Raw genomic sequence first — 23,517 nt, forward strand, 5'->3', positions numbered from 1 at the left:
CATCTGGTCGTGGACGGCGTGTCCTGGCGCATTTTGTTCGAGGATTTGGCTACGGGCTATGAACAGGCTTTAAGCGGTCAAGCGATCCGGTTTCCGCACAAAACGGATTCGTTCCGGACGTGGGCCGAGCAACTGTCCCTCCATGCCAATAGTCCGGCGATGCAGCCCGAACGGTCGTACTGGCAGGGGATTGAACAAGCCGGGAATGTCCCGTTGCCTAAAGATTACGAGCAGGGCAAGTCGCTGCTCCAAGACAGCGATGTAGTGACTGTAAGATGGACGGCGCCGGAAACGGAACAGCTCTTGAAGCGGGCGCACCGCGCCTACAATACGGAGATGAACGATCTGCTGCTTGCCGCGCTGGGCATGGCCGTGCGCAAGTGGACCGGGCTGGACCGGGTGCTTGTGAATCTGGAAGGCCACGGGCGGGAAGACATCGTGAAGGATGTCGACATTACGCGCACGGTAGGTTGGTTCACGAGCCAATTTCCGATCGCGCTGGAGACAGGTCAGGACCATACCGTGTCGCAGCAGATCAAGCAGGTCAAGGAAGGGCTTCGCCGCATTCCGAACAAGGGAATCGGCTATGGCATCCTGAGATATTTGTCCGCCCCGCAGGAGGGCGAGCGCTTTGTCCTGGAGCCGGAAATCAGCTTTAACTACTTGGGTCAGTTCGACCAAGACTATGACAGCAATGGAATGAAGCCTTCTCCATACTCCACCGGTTCGGACGTCAGCAGGAATGCGACGATGGATTTTGCGCTGGACATGAACGGCATGGTTACGGAAGGCGCTTTGGAATTGACCATCCGATACGGCACGACCCAGTACCGCCGGGAAACGGTGGAGCGGCTCGGGGCATTGCTTCAGTCAAGCTTGCGGGAAGTGATTGCGCACTGCTTGGGGAAAGAGCGGCCGGAGCTGACGCCAAGCGACGTCCTGCTGAAAGGACTGACCGTGGAAGAGCTCGAACAGCTGGCGGAGCGCACCGGGACGATGGGCGAACTGGAAAATGTGTATACGTTGACCCCGATGCAGAAAGGGATGCTGTTCCACAACCTGATGGACTCCGAATCGGGAGCCTATTTCGAGCAGGTGACGTTCGATCTGCAGGGAAGCTTCGATGTCGGTGCTTTCTCCAAAAGCCTGGACTTGCTGGTGCAACGGCATGAAGCGCTGCGGACCAATTTTATAAGCGGCTGGAAGGACGAGCCGGTACAGATCGTATTCCGCGATCGGGGCTGCGAGCTTCATTACGAAGATGTGAGCGGACTGCCGGAGGCGGAACGCGAGAAATTTGCCGCCGATTTCGCGGCCTTGGACAAGGCCAAAGGATTTGATCTTGCGCAAGATTCGCTGATGCGCGTGGCGATTCTGCGTACCGGAGACCAAGCCCATCATTTCATCTGGAGCCATCATCATATTCTGATGGACGGCTGGTGCATGTTCTCCATGATCAAGGAAGTGTTCGACAGCTACTTTGCGTTCTACGAGCAAAGGCAGCCCGAGCTGGCCCCGGTGACGCCTTTTGCCCAGTATATCGAGTGGCTGGAGAAGCAGGACACGAATGCGGCGTCGAGCTATTGGAGCGATTACTTGGCCGGCTACGATCAGCAGACGCTGCTGCCTCAAGAGAAATCCCGGCATAAGCAGGAAGGCTATGTTCCGATCGAAATGGACTTTGAGCTCAGCAAGGAGTTGAGCGAGCGGATCGAACGGGTGGCCAGACAAAACCAGGTAACGGTCAGTACGCTTGTTCAAACGGTATGGGGCCTCATGCTGCAAACGTACAACAATAGTAAGGATGTCGTGTTCGGCTGCGTCGTGTCGGGCCGTCCGGCGGACATCCCGGGCGTGGAGAGCATGATCGGTCTGTTCATCAATACGATTCCGGTGCGTATTCAAAGCACGGCAGGGGAATCGTTCGCGGATGTGATGCGAAGAACGCAGGAGCAAGCGCTGGCTTCGGGCGCCTACGATACTTATCCGTTGTACGAGATTCAGGCGCTGAGCGAGCAGAAGCGGGAATTGATCAGCCACATCATGGTGTTCGAAAATTATCCGGCCGAGCAGCGGATCGAACAAATGGTCGGCGGGGGCAAAAAAGCGCTGGCCATATCCAACATCCAGGCGCCGGAGCAAACGAACTATGACTTTGACGTGACCGTCATTCCGGACGAACGTATCCTCCTTCGGTTCAGCTACAATGCGTTGACGTTCAACGAAGCGGGCGTCCGGCGAATTTTCGGTCATTTCGCCCGGATGATGGAGCAAGTTGCATCCAATCCGAACATCGGCGTGAACGAGCTGGGGCTGCTCACCGATTCGGAGAGAGAGCAGATTATGGAAGGCTTCAACCCGTTGATGCCTGAGCCTGCGCCGGAGAAGACGTTCCACCGGCTGTTCGAAGAGCAGGCGGCGCGTACTCCGGAAGCGACGGCGGTCGTGTACGAGGACAAGCAGTTGACATACGGGGAGCTGAACGAGCAAGCGAACCGGCTGGCTTACACGCTGCGCGAGGACGGCATCGGCCGGGAATCGATCGTCGGCATTTTAGCCGACCGTTCGGTGGACCTGCTGGTCGGCGTCATGGCGGTCTGGAAAGCGGGAGGCGCGTATGTGCCGCTCGATCCGGAGTATCCGTCGGAGCGCATCCGGTTCATGCTGGAGGACAGCGGGGCTACGGTGCTGCTGACGCAAACCCATCTGCAGGACCAAGCCCAAGCGTGGCTGGCAGAAGATGCGGCGCTGCAAAGGGTGCGCTGCCTCTGCCTCGACGACGAGCAGTCCTATAGCGGTGACGGAGCGAACGGGCCTGACACGAGCGAGCCGCACGATCTGGCGTACGTGATCTACACGTCGGGCACGACGGGACGGCCGAAGGGCGTCATGATCGAGCACCGCAGCCTGGTCAATACGGCAGCGGCTTACCGCCGGGAATACCGATTGGATCAGTTCCCGGTACGGCTGCTGCAGCTGGCGAGCTTCTCCTTCGACGTGTTCGTCGGGGATATGGCGCGGACGCTGTACAACGGCGGAACGATGGTCATTTGCCCGAAGGACGACCGCATCGATCCGGCTCGTCTGTATGGCTGGATTCGCGACCGGCAAATTACGATCTTCGAATCGACGCCTGCGCTGATCGTGCCGTTCATGGAATATGTAGCGGAGCAAGGCTTGGATATGAGCTCGATGGAGCTGCTGATTACAAGCTCGGACAGCTGCAGCGTGACGGACTATCGGCTGCTGCAGGAGCGCTACGGCTCGCAGTTTAGAATTATCAACGCATATGGCGTAACGGAAGCGGCGATCGATTCGAGCTTCTACGACGAGCCGTTGAGCAAGCTGCCGGAAGCGGGGAATGTACCGATCGGCAAGGCGTGGCTGAACGCCCGGTTCTACATTGTGGATGCTCACTTGAACCCGGTACCGGTAGGGGTATTGGGCGAGCTGTGCATCGGGGGCGTGGGCGTAGCCCGGGGGTATTTGAACCGTCCGGAGCTGAACGAGGAGAAGTTTGTCGACAGCCCCTTCGTCCCGGGCGAGCGGCTGTACCGCACGGGCGACCTGGCGCGCTGGATGGAAGACGGCAACGTGGACTTCATCGGCCGGATCGACAACCAGGCGAAAATCCGGGGGTACCGGATCGAGATCGGCGAGGTCGAAACGCAGCTGCTGAAGGTAGACAAAGTACGGGAAGCGGTCGTCGTCATCCGGGAGGACGGCAACGGGCAGAAGGCGCTGTGCGCGTACTACACGGCGGACGAGGAGCTGCAAGCCAGCGGTCTGCGAAGCGCGATGGCGCAGGAGCTGCCGGGGTACATGATTCCGTCGTACTTCATGCAGCTGGAGCGGCTGCCGCTAACACCGAACGGGAAGATCGACCGCAAGGCGCTGCCTGCGCCGGAAGGAGGCGCGAGCGGATCGGAGTATACCGCGCCGCGCACACCGCTGGAAGCGAAGCTGGTTCATATTTGGCAGGAAGTGCTGGGAGCCGCAACCGTCGGCGTGAAGGACAACTTCTTCGATCTCGGAGGACACTCCCTGCGGGCAACGACGCTCGTCAGCAAGATTCACAAGGAGCTGAATGTCGATTTCCCGCTGCGGGATGTGTTTACCTGCTCCACGGTTGAAGACATGGCCCAAGCGATTGCCCGGATGGAAGAAGGATCGTATTCGTCCATACCGGTGATTGAGGAAAGAGACTATTATCCGTTGTCGTCCGCGCAGAAACGGCTCTTCATCCTGAATCAGCTGGAAGGGGCGGAGTTAAGCTATAACATGCCGGGAGCGATGCTGCTCGAAGGGGTGTTGGATCGGCAGCGGTTCGAAGAGGCGTTCCGCGGGCTGATCGCGCGTCACGAGACGCTGCGCACCGGTTTTGAAATGGCGAACGGCGAAGCGGTGCAGCGGGTTTACCCGCAAGCGGATTTTGCCGTGGAGCATGTGCAGGCGAGCGAAGAGGAAGCGGGAGAGGTCGTACGGCAATTCGTCCGCGCATTCGATCTGGCGAAGCCGCCGCTACTGCGGGTAGGGCTGGTTGAGCTGGCGGAAGAACGGCATATCCTGATGTTCGACATGCATCACATCGTTTCCGACGGCGTCTCGATGGACGTCCTTATCGAAGAGTTTGTCCGCTTGTACAGTGGTGAAGAGCTGGAGCCGCTGCGGATTCAGTATAAGGATTATGCGGCATGGCAGCAGTCCGAAGCGCAGCAGGAGCAGCTGAAGCGTCAGGAAGCGTACTGGCTGGACCAGTTCCAAGGGGAACTGCCGGTGCTGGAAATGCCGACGGATTATGCGCGTCCGGCAATGCAGAGCTACGAAGGGCATGCGCTTCAATTTTTCATAGATGAGCAGAAGAGCGAAGGCCTGAAGCGGCTAGCGGCCGAAAACGGAGCGACGTTGTACATGGTGCTGCTCGCGGCGTATACGATCCTGCTGCACAAATATACGGGTCAGCAGGACCTCATTGTAGGGACGCCGATTGCGGGAAGAAACCATGGAGATGTACAGCCGCTGATCGGGATGTTCGTCAATACGCTGGTGATCCGCAGCTATCCTTCCGGGGAGAAGACGTTCCTGGACTACTTGAAAGAGGTCAAGGAAACGACCTTGGGCGCCTACGAGCACCAGAACTATCCGTTTGAAGAGCTGGTCGACAAAGTGCAGGTTGCCCGCGATTTAAGCCGCAATCCGCTCTTTGACACGATGTTTACTCTGCAAAACACGGAAAACAAGGAAATCCGGCTTCCGGGGCTTCAGCTGACTCCATATCCGAGCGAGGAGATCGTATCCAAATTTGATCTGAGCTTGGACGTGACGGAAATCGGCGGCGGTCTGGAATACATCCTTGAGTATGCGACCGCCTTGTATAAAAGGGAGAAGGTAGAGCGGCTGGCGGAGCACTTCGAACAATTGCTCGAAGCGATCGTGAACGATCCGGGGGCGAAAATTGCGGCGCTTGGCCTGCTGACTGCGGAAGAGAAAGAACAAATTCAGCATGCGTTCAACCCGGCGATACCTGAATTGCCGCCGGAGAAGACGTTCCACCGGCTGTTCGAGGAGCAGGCAGCACGCACCCCGGAAGCGACGGCGGTCGTGTACGAGGACAAGCAGTTGACGTACGGGGAGCTGAACGAGCAAGCGAACCGGCTGGCTTACACGCTGCGCGAGGGCGGCATCGGCCGAGAATCGATCGTCGGCATTTTAGTCGATCGTTCGGTGGACCTGCTGGTCGGCGTCATGGCGGTCTGGAAGGCGGGAGGCGCGTATGTGCCGCTCGATCCGGAGTATCCGTCGGAGCGCATCCGGTTCATGCTGGAGGACAGCGGAGCTACAGTGCTGTTGACGCAAACCCATCTGCAGGACCAAGCCCACGCGTGGCTGGCGGAAGATGCGGCGCTGCAAAGCGTGCGCTGCCTCTGCCTCGACGACGAGAAGTCGTACAGCGGTGACGGAGCGAACGGGCCTGACACAAGCGAGCCGCACGATCTGGCGTACGTGATCTACACGTCGGGCACGACGGGACGGCCGAAAGGGGTCATGATCGAACACCGCAGTCTGGTCAATACGGCAGCGGCTTACCGCCGGGAGTACCGATTGGATCAGTTCCCGGTGCGGCTGCTGCAGTTGGCGAGCTTCTCCTTCGACGTGTTCGTCGGGGATATTGCCCGGACGCTGTACAATGGCGGAACGATGGTCATTTGCCCGAAGGACGACCGCATTGATCCGACCCGTCTGTATGGCTGGATTCGCGACCGGCAGATTACGGTCTTCGAATCGACGCCTGCGCTGATCGTGCCGTTCATGGAATATGTAGCGGAGCAAGGCTTGGATATGAGCTCGATGGAGCTGCTGATTACAAGCTCGGACAGCTGCAGCGTGACGGATTATCGGCTGCTGCAGGAGCGTTACGGCTCGCAGTTTAGAATCATCAACGCGTACGGGGTAACCGAAGCGGCGATCGATTCGAGCTTCTACGACGAGCCGTTGAGCAAGCTGCCGGAAGCGGGGAACGTGCCGATCGGCAAGGCGTGGCTGAACGCCCGGTTCTACATTGCGGATGCTCACTTGAATCCGGTGCCGGTAGGGGTATTGGGCGAGCTGTGCATCGGCGGCGTCGGCGTGGCCCGGGGGTATTTGAACCGGCCGGAGCTGAACGAAGAGAAGTTCGTCGACAGCCCGTTCGTCCCGGGCGAGCGGCTGTACCGCACGGGCGACCTGGCGCGCTGGATGGAAGACGGCAACGTGGACTTCATCGGCCGGATCGACAACCAGGCGAAAATCCGGGGGTACCGGATCGAAATCGGCGAGGTCGAAACGCAGCTGCTGAAAGTGGACAAGGTACGGGAAGCGGTCGTGGTCATCCGGGAGGACGGCAACGGACAGAAGGCGCTGTGCGCGTACTACACGGCGGACGAGGAGCTGCAAGCCAGCGGTCTGCGAAGCGCGATGTCGCAGGAGCTGCCGGGGTATATGATTCCGTCGTACTTCGTGCAGTTGGAGCAGTTGCCGCTGACGCCGAACGGGAAGATCGACCGCAAGGCGCTCCCTGCGCCGGAAGGAGGCGCTGGCGGATCGGAGTATACCGCGCCGCGCACCCCGCTGGAAGCGAAGCTGGTCCGTATATGGCAGGAAGTGCTGGCAGTTACAACCGTCGGCGTGAAGGACAACTTCTTCGATCTCGGAGGACACTCCCTGCGCGCAACGACGCTTGTCAGCAAGATTCACAAGGAATTGAACGTCGATCTGCCGCTGCGCGACGTGTTCCGCTACGCTACGGTTGAAGAGATGGCCCAGGCGATTGCCGGAATGGAGCAACAGGAGCACGTATCCATTCCGATGCTTGAAGAACGCGATTATTACATGCTGTCCTCCGTCCAAAAACGGCTCTTCATCCAGCAACAAATGGAAGGGGCGGAGCTGAGCTACAATATGTCGGGCATGATGGTGCTCTCGGGGGCGTTGGACAGGGAACGGTTCGAAGAGGCGTTCCGCGGGCTGATTGCACGCCATGAAACGCTGCGTACCGGCTTTGAGATGGTGAACGGCGAACCGATGCAGCGGGTCTACCCGGAAGTGGATTTTGCGCTGGAGTATATGCAAGCGAGCGAAGAGGAAGCGGAAGAGGTGGCCGGACGATTTGTCCGCGTCTTTGATCTGGAGCGTCCTCCGCTGCTGCGGGTCGGTTTGATCGAAGTGACAAGGGAACGCCACATCTTGATGTTTGATATCCACCACATCATTTCCGACGGCGTGTCCACGGGAATTTTAATTGAAGAGCTGCTCCGTTTGTACAACGGAGAGGAACTGCCTCCTCTGCGCATTCAATACAAGGACTTCGCCGCATGGCAGCAGTCCGAAGCGCAGCGCGCACGGATGAAGCAGCAAGAAGCCTATTGGTTGAACCTGTTGGATGGCGAGCTTCCTACGTTGGAGCTGCCGACCGATTTTGCCAGACCGGCCGTTCGCAGCTATGAGGGAGACGCGCTCGAATTCATTATTGACAAGCAAAGAAGCGTGGGTCTGCAGCGAATTGCGGAGGATACCGGATCGACGATTTATATGGTGCTGCTGGCGATTTACTCGATCTTGCTGCATAAGTACTCGGGACAGGAAGATATCATCGTAGGTACGCCGATTTCAGGCAGAACCCACGCCGATATGGAACCGCTGATCGGGATGTTCGTCAACACGCTGGCCATCCGCAATTATCCGGCTGGGGAGAAGGCGTTCGCGTCTTACCTTGAGGAAATCAAGGAAACGATGCTGGGAGCTTACGAAAATCAAGACTATCCGTTCGAAGAGCTGGTGGAAAAAGTAAGAGTGACCCGAGACTTAAGCCGTCATCCGTTATTTGACGCAGTGTTTGTGATGGAAACCAAGGAAGAGCGGGTTAATCGCTTCGGTGAGCTGAGCATCGAACCCTTTATTCAAACGGAAACGGTGGCCAAATTCGATTTGACCCTGGAGCTGACGTTGGAAGACGAAGACATACACGGTCGTTTTGAATATTGCACCAAGCTGTTTGCCCGAAATATGATTGACAATTACGCTCAGGATTTACTGGAAATCATCTCCCAAATTTGCGAGCAGCCTGATATCCTGCTGAAAGACATTTCATTAAGCGGTCATTCGGAGCAAGGAGAGGACTTGGTAGAAGCAATCGATTTTGTATTCTGACACGGACCGGCCGGAGTGTATGTTAGCAGTCCATCGCATACACTCCGCCGGATTCGCTTTTACCGAATAGAGAGGAGAGAAGCAGGTGGCTTTTGAAAAGGAATCCCTATTTTGGAACGAAACATTCGGGGGGGAAGATTACACGCTAACGCTGCTGCCTTATAGCAAAACCCCGGTCCATTCTACGCCTGACATCCAGTCGGTTTCCGGCTCTTTGTCGGCTGACGTGGCGCAGCGAATCCTAAAGATGAGCAAGGGCTCCCCTTTGGCCGCATACATGATTTTATTGGCAGGAGTCCAGTCCTTGCTGTATAAATATACCAACGAAAAAAATATATTGCTGGGCATGCCGGTCGTCAAGAAACCGAACGAGTCGCGGCGGCCTATTAACCATGTGGTCATTCTTAAGAATACGATGGATACCGAGACTACCTTTAAATCTCTGTTAAACGAATTGAAATCGTCTGTCACGGGGGCGATCCAGCATCAGAATATACCGTTCCTCAAAATGACGGAAAAGCTCCAACTGCAGTATGCGGACGGGGTTCCTATCGTGAACACGCTTGTTTCATTGAACGAGCTGCATACCGTGGATATCGGCCACAACGTGGCATATGATTGTTTGTTTCAATTCGGACTGGAACACGATTCGATTCATTACCGATTGATATATAACGAACATCTGTATAGTGCCGAGTTTATGGACCGGGCCGTCAACCATTTGGACCATTTGTTCTCCACTTTGTTATCCCAGCCTGAGCTCGAGCTCCGGAAAGCGGACATGTTGACGGAGTCTGAGAAGCATCAGCTTCATGCTTTCAACGATACGGACTCGGACTATGAACGGGAGAAGACGATCCATCGGTTATTCGAGGAGCAGGCGGAGCGCACCCCGGATCATGTGGCCGTGGTGTTCGGAAACGAGCGGTTAACGTACCGGGAGTTAAACGAGCGGGCGAACCGTTTGGCACGGACGCTTAGAGCCGAGGGCGTAGTAAAAGACAAGTTCGTTGGCATCATGACCGAGCGTTCGCTTGAAATGGTCGTGGGCATTTTCGGCACGTTAAAAGCCGGGGGCGCGTATGTGCCGATCGATCCGGAGTATCCGGAGGAGCGCATCAGCTATCTGCTGGAAGATTCGGGAGCGCAGCTGTTGTTGACGCAGCGCCGTTTGCAGGATAAAGTGCCGTTTGCCGGGAAAGTGATTGCGCTGGACGACGAAGGAGCCTACGGCGCGGACGGCTCGAATCTGGAGCCGGTCACCGGACCGGACGATCTCGCCTATGTGATCTACACGTCCGGAACGACGGGCAAGCCCAAAGGGGTTATGGTGGAGCATCACGGGCTGAGCAGCTTGAAGATGATGTTTAAGGAAACATTGCAAATGACCGAGCAGGACAGAGTGATCCAGTTCGCCAGCTTGTCATTCGATGCCTCGTGCTGGGAAATGTTCCAAACGTTATTCTTCGGCGCCGCTTTATATATTCCGACCGCCGAGACGATTCTGGATCAACATTTATTTGAAAGCTTTATGAACGACCATGGCATTACGACGGCTACTTTGCCGCCGACGTATGCGGCCTACTTGACTCCGGAGCGTATGCCGAGCTTGAGAAGGTTGATCTCCGCCGGCTCCGCAGCCTCCTTGGAGCTTGTTCAGCAGTGGAAAGACAGTGTGAAGTATTTCAACGCGTACGGTCCGACCGAGGATTCGATTTGCACGTCCATCTGGACAGCTTCCAAGAACGAGAACATCGCTTTGGTTTCCATCGGCCGTCCTGTTCATAATCATAAGATCTATATTGTAGATTCGCATCATCAATTGCTGCCTGTGGGTGTGGCCGGGGAATTGTGCATCGGGGGCGTGGGATTAGCCCGCGGGTACTTGAACCGTCCGGAGCTGACAGCGGAGAAATTCACGGACAATCCGTTCGCGCCGGGCGAGCGTATGTACAAGACAGGCGACTTGGCAAGATGGCTGCCTGACGGCAATATCGAATATTTGGGCCGCATCGACCATCAAGTGAAAATTCGCGGTTACCGGATCGAGGTCGGCGAGATTGAAGAGCAGCTTTTGAAGCTCCCGTCCGTTCAGGAAGCGATCGTTATGGCCCGTGAGGATGCCGCCGGACAGTATCAGCTGTGCGCTTATTTTGTGGCGGAGTCGCCGCTGGCGGTCGGCGAGCTGAGAGGAGCCCTATCGCAGAACCTGCCGGGCTATATGATCCCGGCGCACTTCGTGCAGCTTCCGCGGATGCCGCTTACGCCGAATGGGAAGATCGACCGCAAGGCGCTGCCTGCTCCGGAAGGCAATGCGCTTGGAGGTCGGGAATATGTAGCGCCCCGCTCCGAGACGGAGAAAGCTCTTGCTGCCGTATGGCAGTCGGTGCTCAGTGCCGAGCGAGTCGGGGTGACGGATCATTTCTTCGAGCTTGGCGGCGATTCCATCAAGTCGATTCAGGTGTCGTCCCGGCTGCATCAAGCCGGATACAAGCTGGAGATCAAGGATTTGTTTAAATATCCGACCATTGCTCAGCTCAGTCTGCACGTCCAACCGATTGCCCGCACGGTGAATCAGGGCGAGGTGACCGGTGAGGTCGTGTTGACTCCGATCCAACGCTGGTTCTTCGAACAGCAATTCGCCGACCCGCATCACTTCAATCAATCCGTCATGCTGTACCGGAAGCAAGGGTTCGACGAAGCGGCAATTCACAAGGTGCTGCAGAAGATTACGGAGCATCACGATGCGCTGCGGATGGTGTTCCGCAAGGTGGAAAACGGCTATGTAGCATGGAACCGGGGAATCGGGGAAGGCGAGTTATATAGCCTTGAGGTGATTGACTTCAAGGACTTGCCGGCGTGCGGCCAAGCGGTCGAAGCCAAAGCGAATGAGATCCAGAGCAGCTTCGATCTGGAGAAGGGGCCTCTTGTGAAAGCAGGCTTGTTCCAATGTGCGGACGGCGATCATTTGCTCATCGCGGTTCACCATGCCGTTGTGGACGGCGTATCGTGGCGGATTTTGATGGAAGATATCGCGCTCGGTTACGAGCAAGCCGAGAAGGGAGAAGAAATTCGTTTTCCGGCGAAGACGGATGCTTACCGCACATGGTCCGAACAGCTGGCAGCCTATGCGCAAGGTCCGGTCATGGAGAACGAGCGGGCCTATTGGCAGCGTATCGCGCAAACGCCGATGCTGCCGCTGCCGAAAGATATGCAAGCGGACGAATCCCTGCAGCTCGACAGCGAAACGATGGTCGTACAGTTAAGCCAGAGGGAAACGGAGCAGTTATTGAAGCGGGTTCACCGGGCGTATAATACCGAGATGAACGACATCCTGTTAACGGCGCTGGGGATGGCTGTGCAGAAATGGAGCGGCTACGACCGCGTGCTGGTAAATTTGGAAGGCCACGGACGGGAGTCTATCCTGACCGATATCGACATCACGCGCACGGTCGGGTGGTTTACGAGCAAGTACCCTGTGGTACTTGAGCCTGAGCGCGACAAAGAATTATCGTACCAAATCAAGAAGGTCAAAGAGCACCTGCGCCAAATCCCGAACAAAGGGATCGGATACGGCGTATGCCGATATATGTCCGGGAATGCAGACGATTCCGACTGGGGCGCCGAACCGGAAATCAACTTTAACTATTTGGGGCAGTTTGATCAGGATTTGGAAAATAACGACATGGGAATATCGCCTTATTCCAGCGGCATGCAGGCGAGCGACCGGCAAGCGCGCAGCTTCGTGCTGGACATGAACGGCATGGTGCTGGACGGCTCGCTATCGCTTGAATTGAGCTACAGCCGGAAGGAATACCACAGAGAGACGATGGAGCAATTGGCCTTATGGCTGCAGGAAAGCCTGCAGGAACTCATTGCCCATTGCGCGGCGATAGAGCATCCGGAATTGACGCCGAGCGACGTTCAGTACAAGGGATTAAGCGTGACCGATCTGGAGCAAATTGTGGAACAGACACGGCTTATCGGGGAGATCGAGAACATCTATACGCTCACGCCGATGCAGAAAGGGATGTGGTTCCACAGCGCGATGGATCGGCAGGCGGGCGCGTATTTCGAACAAGCGCGGTTTACGCTGCTGGGGGCGCTCGATGTCGATTTATTTTCCAAAAGCTGGGCGGAGTTGGCTGCGCGTCATATGGTCTTGCGGACAAACTTCTACAGTGGCTGGAAGGGGGAACCGCTGCAAATCGTGTACCGGAACAAGCCGGTCGGATTCGAATATGAAGATTTGCGTCATTTGCCGCTGGACGAGCGGGCGGCGTATACGGAGAAGAAGGCGAAAGAAGACAAGCTTCGGGGATTCGATTTGGAGCGCGATGCGCTGGTTCGGGTAACGGTGATGCGTACGGAAAACGAAAAGTACCGCGTGCTCTGGAGTTTCCAGCATATTTTGATGGACGGCTGGTGCTTGCCGCAGCTTACGCAAGAATTGTTCGAGACGTACACTGCCTATCTCCGGAACAAGCATCCTGAACGGACAACGGTACCGGCATACAGCCAATATATCGAGTGGCTGGAGAAGCAGGACGACGATGCGGCAGGACGCTACTGGTCCGAGTACTTGTCCGGGTATGAAGGTCAGACGGCCCTGCCCTTAAGGAAGACGGATTTGCCGAACGGAGAGTATGTTGCGGACCATGTCGTTTGCGAATTGGGCAAGAGCTTGACCGAGCGGATGGACCGGGTGGCGAAGCAGCATCAGGTTACGATGAACACCTTGCTGCAGGCGGCGTGGGGCATTATTTTGCAGAAGTATAACGGAACCGGAGATGTGGTATTCGGCAGCGTCGTATCGGGAAGACCTGCGGAAATTTCCGGGATTGAAGAAATGATCGGGTTGTTTATTAACACGATACCGGTTCGCGTCGCTTGCGAAGCGGCAACGAGCTTTGCCGACGTCATGGAAAGATTGCAGGTGCAGGCGCTGGAATCCGGCCGTTACGACTATTATCCGCTGTATGAGATTCAGGCCCGGAGCGCACAGAAGCAGGACCTGATCAACCACATTATCGCGTTCGAGAACTATCCGATGGACGAGCAGATGGAGCAAGCGGGAGGCGCCGACAGCGGCGGTCTGGCGATCGCGGATGTGGACATGGCGGAGCAGACGAACTATGACTTCAACGTGACAGTCGTTCCCGGAGAAGCAATGGAGATTCGTTTTGACTACAATGCCAACGTGTTTGATCGGGCGACCATACAGCGGTTGAAGGGGCACCTGGTTTATGTGCTCGAACAAATCGTGGCGAATCCCCGAATTGCTGTGGAAGACCTGGAGCTGGCGACGGCCGAAGAAAGAACCGAGATCATCGAACGGTTCAATGCTACGACGACCGAGTTTCCGCGGGAGAAGACGCTCCATCAGCTGTTCGAAGAACAGGCGGAACGGATTCCGGATGCGGTGGCGGTTGTGTTTGAGCATACGCAATGGACTTACCGCGAGCTGAACGAACAGGTGAACCGGCTGGCACGGACGCTGAGGGCAAGCGGAGTGGACAAGGAACGCGTGGTAGGCATTATGGCGGAGCGCTCCTTGGAAATGATAGTGGGCATCCTGGCTGTTCTAAAAGCCGGTGGAGCTTATGTGCCGATTGATGCGGAGTATCCGGAGGAGCGTATCCGGTACATGATCGAGGATTCGGGAGCGCAAGTGCTGCTGGTACAGCGCCATTTGCAGGAACGGGTCCCCGTTCAAAGACTTATGGTCATTCTGGATGACGAGGCGTCTTATCACGCCGACGGATCGAATGTGACGCGGAACAACGGGGCGACCGATTTGGCGTGCGTGATTTACACGTCGGGAACGACCGGCAAGCCGAAAGGGAATTTAGTGACGCACCGCAATATCGTCCGGATCGTGCGGAATACCAATTACATTGACATTACCGATCAGGACCGGGTATTACAAATGTCCAGCTATTCGTTCGACGGAGCGATCTTCGATATTTTCGGAGCGTTAACCAACGGAGCGAGGCTTGTCCTGATCCCGCGGGAGACGATGCTGGAAATCGGGAAGCTGGCGGAATTGATCGAACGGCAGCAAATCTCGGTCGCGTTGATTACAACGGCTTTCTTCAACGTTCTCGTTGACGTCAATGTAAATTGCTTGCGTCACATTCGGGCCGTTTTATTCGGAGGAGAGCGCGTTTCGGTCAGCCATGTCCGGAGAGCTCTTCAGCATATCGGACCCGGAAAAATCATCCATGCTTACGGCCCGTCGGAGAGCACGGTCTATACGACCTATTACATGGTGAACGAAGTCGAGGAGGATGCCGTCAACGTCCCGATCGGATGGCCGATCAGCAACACGGCGACCTATATCGTAGACGGCAAAAACAAGCTGCAGCCGATCGGAGTAGCCGGAGAGCTTTGCGTCGCCGGAGAGGGATTGGTCCGTGGCTACTTGAACCGTCCGGAGTTGACGGCGGAGAAGTTCGTGGACAACCCCTTCGTGCCGGGGGAACGGATGTACCGGACAGGGGATTTGGCAAGATGGCTGCCGGATGGAACGATCGAATATGTCGGGCGGATTGACGATCAGGTGAAAATCCGCGGTTTCCGGATCGAGCTTGGCGAGGTGGAATCGCATCTGTTGAAGGTGGAGGCTGTCCAAAAAGCGACGGTCGTTGTCCGGGAAACCGCCAGCGGCGAAAAGCAGTTGTGCGCCTACTTTGTGGCGGACAGAGAGCTTCAAGCGCGTGAAGTGCGAAACGCGCTTTCCCAAGAGCTGCCGGCCTACATGATTCCGTCGTACTTTGTACAACTGGAGCAGATGCCGCTAACGACAAATGGAAAGGTCGACCGAAGAGCGCTGCCTGCGCCGGAGGAAAGCTTGCATACAGGAGCGGAGCATACCGCGCCAAGGACGCCGTTGGAAGCAGAATTATCCGATATATGGAAAAGCGTTCTTGGACTTGAGAAAGTTGGCGTGACGGATAACTTCTTCGATCTCGGGGGTCATTCCCTGCGCGCAACGACGCTTGTCAGCAAGGTGCATAAGGAGCTGAATGTCGATTTCCCGCTGCGTGACGTGTTCCGCTACCCGACGATTGAAGAGATGGCCCAAGCGATTGCCCGGATGGAAGAAGGGGCGTTTTCGGCCATACCGGTGGCGGAGGAAAGAGAGTACTACCCGCTATCGTCTGCACAGAAGCGGCTCTTCATCCTGCAACAGCTGGAAGGGGTGGAGCAAAGCTACAACATGCCGGGAGCGATGCTGCTGGAAGGGGCGCTGGACCGGAAACGGTTCGAGGAGGCGTTCCGCAGGTTGATCGCGCGTCACGAGACGCTGCGCACCGGCTTTGAGATGGTGAACGGCGAAGCGGTGCAGCGGATTTACCCGTCCGTGGATTTTGCCGTGGAGTATGTGCAAGCGAGCGGGGAAGCCGTTGAAGAAGCGGTACAGAACTTTGTCCGTACGTTCGATCTGGCGAAGCCGCCGCTGCTGCGGGTAGGTCTGGTCGAGCTGTCGGAAGAGCGCCATGTCCTGATGTTCGACATGCATCACATTATCTCGGACGGCGTGTCGATGGATGTTCTGGTTGAGGAGTTTGTCCGCTTGTACGGCAGAAAAGAGCTGGAGCCGCTGCGCATTCAGTATAAGGATTATGCAGCATGGCAGCAGTCCGAAGCGCAGCAGGAGCAATTGAAGCGGCAGGAAGCGTACTGGCTGGATCAGTTCCAAGGCGAGCTGCCGGTGCTGGAAATGCCGACGGATTATGCCCGTCCGGCCGTGCAGAGCTACGAAGGGGATACGCTTCAGTTTTTCATAGATGCGCAGAAGAGCGAAAGCTTGAAACGGCTTGCGGCCGAAAGCGGAGCGACGCTGTACATGGTGCTGCTTGCGGCATATACGATTGTGCTGCATAAATATACGGGTCAGCAAGACGTAGTTGTAGGTACGACGATTGCGGGAAGAAATCATGGCGATGTGCAGCCGTTGATCGGCATGTTCGTCAATACGCTGGCCATCCGCAGCTATCCGGCCGGAGAGAAAACGTTCCTGGCCTACTTGGAAGAGGTCAAGGAAACGACCTTGGGCGCGTACGAGCACCAGAACTATCCGTTCGAAGAACTGGTGGAGAAAGTGCAGGTTGCCCGCGATTTAAGCCGCAATCCGCTCTTTGACACGATGTTTTCTCTGCAAAATACGGAAAGCAAGGAATTCGAGCTTGAAGGGCTCAGGCTGGCTCCGTATCCGAGCGATTACGGGATGGCGAAGTTTGATTTGAGCCTGGATATGTCGGAGGAAGACGGCGGCCTGGAATGCAGCCTCGAATATGCAACCGCCTTGTATAAGAGGGGGACAATCGAACGGCTGGCCAACCATTTCGAACAGCTGCTCGAAGCGATTGTAAGCGACCCGAGCGCAAAAATTGCGATGCTGGATCTGTTGGCTGCGGAAGAGAAGGAGCAAATTCAGCATGCGTTCAACCCGTTGATGCCTGAGCTTGCGCCGGAGAAGACGTTCCACCGGCTGTTCGCAGAGCAGGCGGCGCGCACTTCGGAAGCGACGGCGGTCGTGTACGAGGACAAGCAGTTGACGTACGGGGAGCTGAACGAGCAAGCGAACCGGCTGGCTTGCACGCTGCGCGAGGGCGGCATCGGCCGGGAGTCGATCGTCGGCATTCTGGCCGACCGCTCGGTGGACCTGCTGGTCGGCGTCATGGCGGTCTGGAAAGCGGGAGGCGCGTATGTGCCGCTCGATCCGGAGTATCCGTCGGAACGCATCCGGTTCATGCTGGAGGACAGCGGAGCGGCGATGCTGCTGACGCAGACCCATTTGCAGGACCAAGCTCAAGCGTGGCTGGCGGAAGATGCGGCGCTGCAAAGCGTGCGCTGCCTCTGCCTCGACGACGAGCGGTCGTATACCGGCGACGGAGCGAACGGGCCTGATACGAGCGAGCCGCATGATCTGGCGTACGTGATCTACACGTCGGGCACGACGGGACGGCCGAAAGGGGTCATGATCGAACACCGCAGCCTGGTCAATACGGCAGCGGCTTACCGCCGGGAATATCGGCTGGATCAGTTCCCGGTACGGCTGCTGCAGCTGGCGAGCTTCTCCTTCGACGTGTTCGTCGGGGATATCGCGCGGACGCTGTACAATGGCGGAACGATGGTCATTTGCCCGAAGGACGACCGCATCGATCCGACTCGTCTATACGGCTGGATTCGCGACCGGCAAATTACGGTCTTCGAATCGACGCCTGCGCTGATCGTGCCGTTCATGGAATATGTAGCGGAGCAAGGCTTGGATATGAGCTCGATGGAGCTGCTGATCACAAGCTCGGACAGCTGCAGTGTGACGGACTATCGGCTGTTACAGGAGCGCTACGGCTCGCGGTTTAGAATTATCAACGCATATGGCGTAACGGAAGCGGCGATCGATTCGAGCTTCTACGATGAGCCACTGGAGAAGCTGCCGGAGGCGGGGAATGTACCGATCGGCAAGGCGTGGCTGAACGCCCGGTTCTACATTGTGGATGCTCACTTGAATCCGGTACCGGTAGGGGTATTGGGCGAGCTGTGCATTGGCGGCGTGGGCGTGGCCCGGGGGTATTTGAACCGACCGGAGCTAAACGAAGAGAAGTTCGTCGACAGCCCGTTCGTCCCGGGAGAGCGGCTGTACCGCACGGGCGACCTGGCGCGCTGGATGGAAGACGGCAACGTGGACTTCATCGGCCGGATCGACAATCAGGCGAAAATCCGCGGGTACCGGATCGAGATCGGCGAGGTCGAAACGCAGCTGCTGAAGGTGGACAAAGTACGGGAAGCGGTCGTTGTCATCCGGGAGGACGGCAACGGACAGAAGGCGCTGTGCGCGTACTACACGGCGGACGAGGAGCTGCAAGCAGGCGGTCTGCGAAGCGCGATGTCGCAGGAGCTGCCGGGGTATATGATTCCGTCGTACTTCGTGCAGCTGGAACGGCTGCCGCTGACGCCGAACGGGAAGATCGACCGCAAGGCGCTGCCGGCACCGGAAGGAGGCGCTGGCGGATCGGAGTATACCGCGCCGCGTACCCCGATGGAAGCGAAGCTGGTCCGTATCTGGCAGGAAGTGCTGGCAGTTACAACCGTCGGCGTGAAGGACAACTTCTTCGATCTGGGAGGACACTCCCTGCGCGCAACGACGCTTGTCAGCAAGATTCACAAGGAGCTGAACGTGGATCTGCCGCTGCGCGACGTGTTCCGCTACGCTACGGTTGAAGAGATGGCCCAGGCGATTGCCCGGATGGAAGAGGGGGCGTTTTCGGCCATACCGGTGGCGGAGGAGAGGGAACACTACCCGCTATCTTCCGCGCAGAAGCGGCTCTTCATCCTGCACCAGCTGGAAGGGGCGGAACAAAGCTACAATATGCCGGGGGCGATGCTGCTCGAAGGAGCGCTGGACCGGACACGGTTCGAAGAGGCGTTCCGCGGGTTGATCGCGCGTCATGAGACGCTGCGCACCGGTTTTGAAATGGTGAATGGCGAAGCGGTGCAGCGGATTTACCCGCAAGTGGATTTTGCCGTGGAGTATGTGCAAGCGAGCGAGGAAGCCGCCGGCGAAGCGGTACAGAACTTCGTCCGTACGTTCGATCTGGCGAAACCGCCGCTGCTGCGGGTAGGTCTGGTTGAACTGGCGGAAGAACGCTATATCCTGATGTTCGATATGCATCACATTATCTCGGACGGCGTGTCGATGGAGGTCCTGGTCGAAGAGTTTGTCCGCTTGTACGGCGGAGAAGAACTGGAACCTTTACGCATTCAGTACAAGGATTACGCAGCGTGGCAGCAGTCCGAAGCGCAGCAGGAGCAATTGAAGCGGCAGGAAGCGTACTGGCTGGATCAGTTCCAAGGCGAGCTGCCGGTGTTGGAAATGCCGACGGATTATGCGCGTCCGGCTGTGCAGAGCTATGAAGGGCATACGCTCCACTTCTTCATGGATGCGCAGAAGAGCGAAGGTCTGAAGCGGCTCGCGGCCGAAAGCGGAGCGACGCTGTACATGGTGCTGCTTGCCGCGTATACGATTTTGCTGCATAAATATACGGGTCAGCAAGACGTAGTTGTAGGGACGCCGATTGCGGGAAGAAACCATAGCGATGTGCAGCCGCTGATCGGGATGTTCATCAATACGCTGGCGATCCGCAGCTATCCGGCCGGAGAGAAGACGTTCCTGGCCTACTTGGAAGAGGTCAAGGAAACGATGTTCGGAGCTTACGAGCATCAGAACTATCCGTTCGAAGAGCTGGTGGACAAAGTGCAGGTTGCCCGCGATTTAAGCCGCAATCCGCTCTTTGACACGATGTTTACTCTGCAAAACACGGAAAGCAAAGACTTTGAGCTTGAAGGGCTTCGGTTGGCTTCGTATCCGAGCGAATACGGGATGGCGAAGTTTGATCTGAGCTTGGATGTGATAGAAGACAACGACGGTCTGGAGTACGTCCTTGAATATGCCACTGCCTTGTACAAGAGGGAGACGGTCGAACGGCTGGCCAAGCATTTCGAACAGCTGCTCGAAGCGATTGTAAGCGACCCGGGCGCAAAAATTGCGATGCTGGATCTGTTGACTGCGGAAGAGAAGGAACAAATTCAGCATGCGTTCAACCCGTTGATGCCTGAGCTTGCGCCGGAGAAGACGTTCCACCGGTTGTTCGAAGAGCAGGCGGCTCGTACTCCGGAAGCGACGGCGGTCATGTACGAGGACAAGCAGTTGACGTACGGGGAGCTGAACGAGCAAGCGAACCGGCTGGCTTACACGCTGCGCGAGGGCGGCATCGGCCGGGAATCGATCGTCGGCATTCTTGCCGACCGTTCGGTGGATCTGCTGGTCGGCGTCATGGCGGTCTGGAAGGCGGGAGGCGCGTATGTGCCGCTTGATCCGGAGTATCCGTCGGAGCGCATCCGGTTCATGCTGGAGGACAGCGGGGCTACGGTGCTGCTGACGCAAACCCATCTGCAGGACCAAGCCCAAGCGTGGCTGGCAGAAGATGCGGCGCTGCAAAGGGTGCGCTGCCTCTGCCTCGACGACGAGCAGTCCTATAGCGGTGACGGAGCGAACGGGCCTGACACGAGCGAGCCGCACGATCTGGCGTACGTGATCTACACGTCGGGCACGACGGGACGGCCGAAGGGCGTCATGATCGAGCACCGCAGCCTGGTGAATACGGCAGCGGCTTACCGCCGGGAATACCGGCTGGATCAGTTCCCGGTGCGGCTGCTGCAACTGGCGAGCTTCTCCTTCGACGTGTTCGTCGGGGATATCGCGCGGACGCTGTACAATGGCGGAACGATGGTCATTTGTCCGAAGGACGACCGCATCGATCCGACTCGTCTGTATGGCTGGATACGCGACCGGCAAATTACGATCTTCGAATCGACGCCTGCGCTGATCGTGCCGTTCATGGAATATGTAGCGGAGCAAGGCTTGGATATGAGCTCGATGGAGCTGCTGATCACAAGCTCGGACAGCTGCAGCGTGACGGACTATCGGCTGCTGCAGGAGCGCTACGGCTCGCAGTTTAGAATTATCAACGCATATGGCGTAACGGAAGCAGCGATCGATTCGAGCTTCTACGACGAGCCGCTGAGCAAGCTGCCGGAGGCGGGGAATGTGCCGATCGGCAAGGCGTGGCTGAACGCCCGGTTCTACATTGTGGATGCTCATTTGAATCCGGTACCGGTAGGGGTATTGGGCGAGCTGTGCATTGGCGGCGTGGGCGTGGCCCGGGGTTATTTGAACCGTCCGGAGCTAAACGAAGAGAAGTTCGTCGACAGCCCGTTCGTCCCGGGCGAGCGGCTGTACCGCACGGGCGACCTGGCGCGCTGGATGGAAGACGGCAACGTGGACTTCATCGGCCGGATCGACAACCAGGCGAAAATCCGGGGGTACCGGATCGAAATCGGCGAGGTCGAAACGCAGCTGCTGAAAGTGGACAAGGTACGGGAAGCGGTCGTGGTCATCCGGGAGGACGGCAACGGGCAGAAGGCGCTGTGCGCGTACTACACGGCGGGCGAGGAGCTGCAAGCCAGCGGTCTGCGAAGCGCGATGTCGCAGGAGCTGCCGGGGTATATGATTCCGTCGTACTTCATGCAGCTGGAGCGGCTGCCGCTGACGCCGAACGGGAAGATCGACCGCAAGGCGCTGCCAGCACCGGAAGGAGGCGCGAGCGGATCGGAATATACCGCGCCGCGCACCCCGCTGGAAGCGAAGCTGGTCCGTATATGGCAGGAAGTGCTGGCAGTTACAACCGTCGGCGTGAAGGACAACTTCTTCGATCTCGGCGGACACTCCCTGCGCGCAACGACGCTTGTCAGCAAGATTCACAAGGAGCTGAATGTGGATCTGCCGCTGCGCGACGTGTTCCGCTACGCTACGGTTGAAGAGATGGCCCAGGCAATTGCCCAAATGGAAGAGGGGGCGTTTTCGGCTATACCGGCGGCGGAGGAGAGGGAGCACTACCCGCTATCTTCCGCGCAGAAGCGGCTCTTCATCCAGCATCAGCTGGAAGGGGCGGATCAGCTGTACAACATGCCGGAAATTATGCGGCTGGAAGGGCCGGTGGATCTCGATCGCTTCCAAGAAGCATTCCGGAAGCTGATCGCGCGTCATGAGACGCTGCGTACCAGCTTTGCGATGATACATGGCGAGCCTGTCCAACAGGTGCATGACGAAGTCGAATTTGCTGTTGAGCACAGCAAGGCCGCCCAAGAAGAGGTCGCGGAGATCGTCCGCCGTTTCGTCCGCCCGTTTGATTTGAAGACAGCGCCTTTGCTTCGCGTAGGATTGGTCGAATTGGAGCAAGACGCTCATGTCCTGATGTTCGACATGCATCACATTATTTCGGACGGCGTTTCGATGACGATTTTGGTGGAAGAGTTTATTTGGCTCTATGCCGGCGAGGAGCTGCCGCCCCTGCGGATTCAGTACAAAGATTATGCCGTATGGCAGCAATCCGAAGCGTACAGGGAGCGGACAAGCCGGCAGGAGGCGTATTGGCTGCAGAAGCTGGCAGGCGACCTTCCTAAGGTGGACTTGCCTACCGACTACGAGCGACCGGCGACCCGGAGCTTCGACGGCGCGCACATCGAGTTCGAAGTCGACGCGGCTCTTGCGAAGCGGTTGAACGAGCTGGCGGCCAAGCATGATAGCACGCTGTACATGGTTCTGCTGTCGGCTTATACGGTGCTGCTTTCCAAATACAGCGGGCAAGAAGACATCATTGTCGGAACGCCGGTTGCGGGAAGAACGCATGCCGATCTGGAGCCGATCCTCGGGATGTTTGTCAATACGCTCGCGATCCGAAACAATCCGGCAGGAGACAAAACGTTCCTCGCTTACCTGGAAGAAGTCAAAGAGTCGGCTTTGGGGGCGTTCGAGCATCAGGACTATCCCTTCGAAGAGCTTGTGGAACGATTGAATGTCAAGCGGGACCCAAGCCGCAATCCGATATTCGATACGATGTTCGACTTGCAAAATATCGAGGAGCGCGAAGCCGGCTTCGAAGCGTTGAGACTGACTCCGTACGATCCAGATGAAGCGGAAGAAGCGAAATTCGACCTCACCTTGTTCATGTCCGAAGACAACGGAGTGCTCAAGGGAGGCTTCCATTATTGCGCCAAATTGTTCAAAGCGGCGATGATCCAGACCATGGCTCAAGATTTATTGCTGGTGCTGGCTCAAATTTGCGAAGATCCCCAGATCCAATTGAGCGGGGTCCAATTAAATAAACAAGCGGCAAGCCATAAGAACAAGAGCTCGATAGACAGCATTGAATTTGCATTCTAGACAAGCTCCGCAAGGAACAGCTTGTTCATGCCTGAAACAGG

Annotated in this window: 2 protein-coding genes; both read left to right on the forward strand. The window is 57.2% G+C overall.

Annotation, left to right across the window (positions count from 1 at the left end; all coding sequences use genetic code 11):
* Window positions 1–8,685 (forward strand): non-ribosomal peptide synthetase (locus tag KQX66_RS29745; protein ID WP_216796752.1); only part of this gene is annotated, 8,685 nt, incomplete at its 5' end.
* 85 nt (window positions 8,686–8,770) lie between these two features.
* Window positions 8,771–23,476, forward strand: a complete 14,706-nt coding sequence (locus KQX66_RS29750) for a non-ribosomal peptide synthetase (RefSeq protein WP_216796754.1) — start codon at window positions 8,771–8,773, stop codon at window positions 23,474–23,476.
* The last annotated feature ends 41 nt before the right edge of the window (window positions 23,477–23,517 follow it).

The sequence above is a fragment of the Paenibacillus oleatilyticus genome, from assembly GCF_018998565.1.
Lineage (GTDB): Bacteria > Bacillota > Bacilli > Paenibacillales > NBRC-103111 > Paenibacillus_G > Paenibacillus_G oleatilyticus.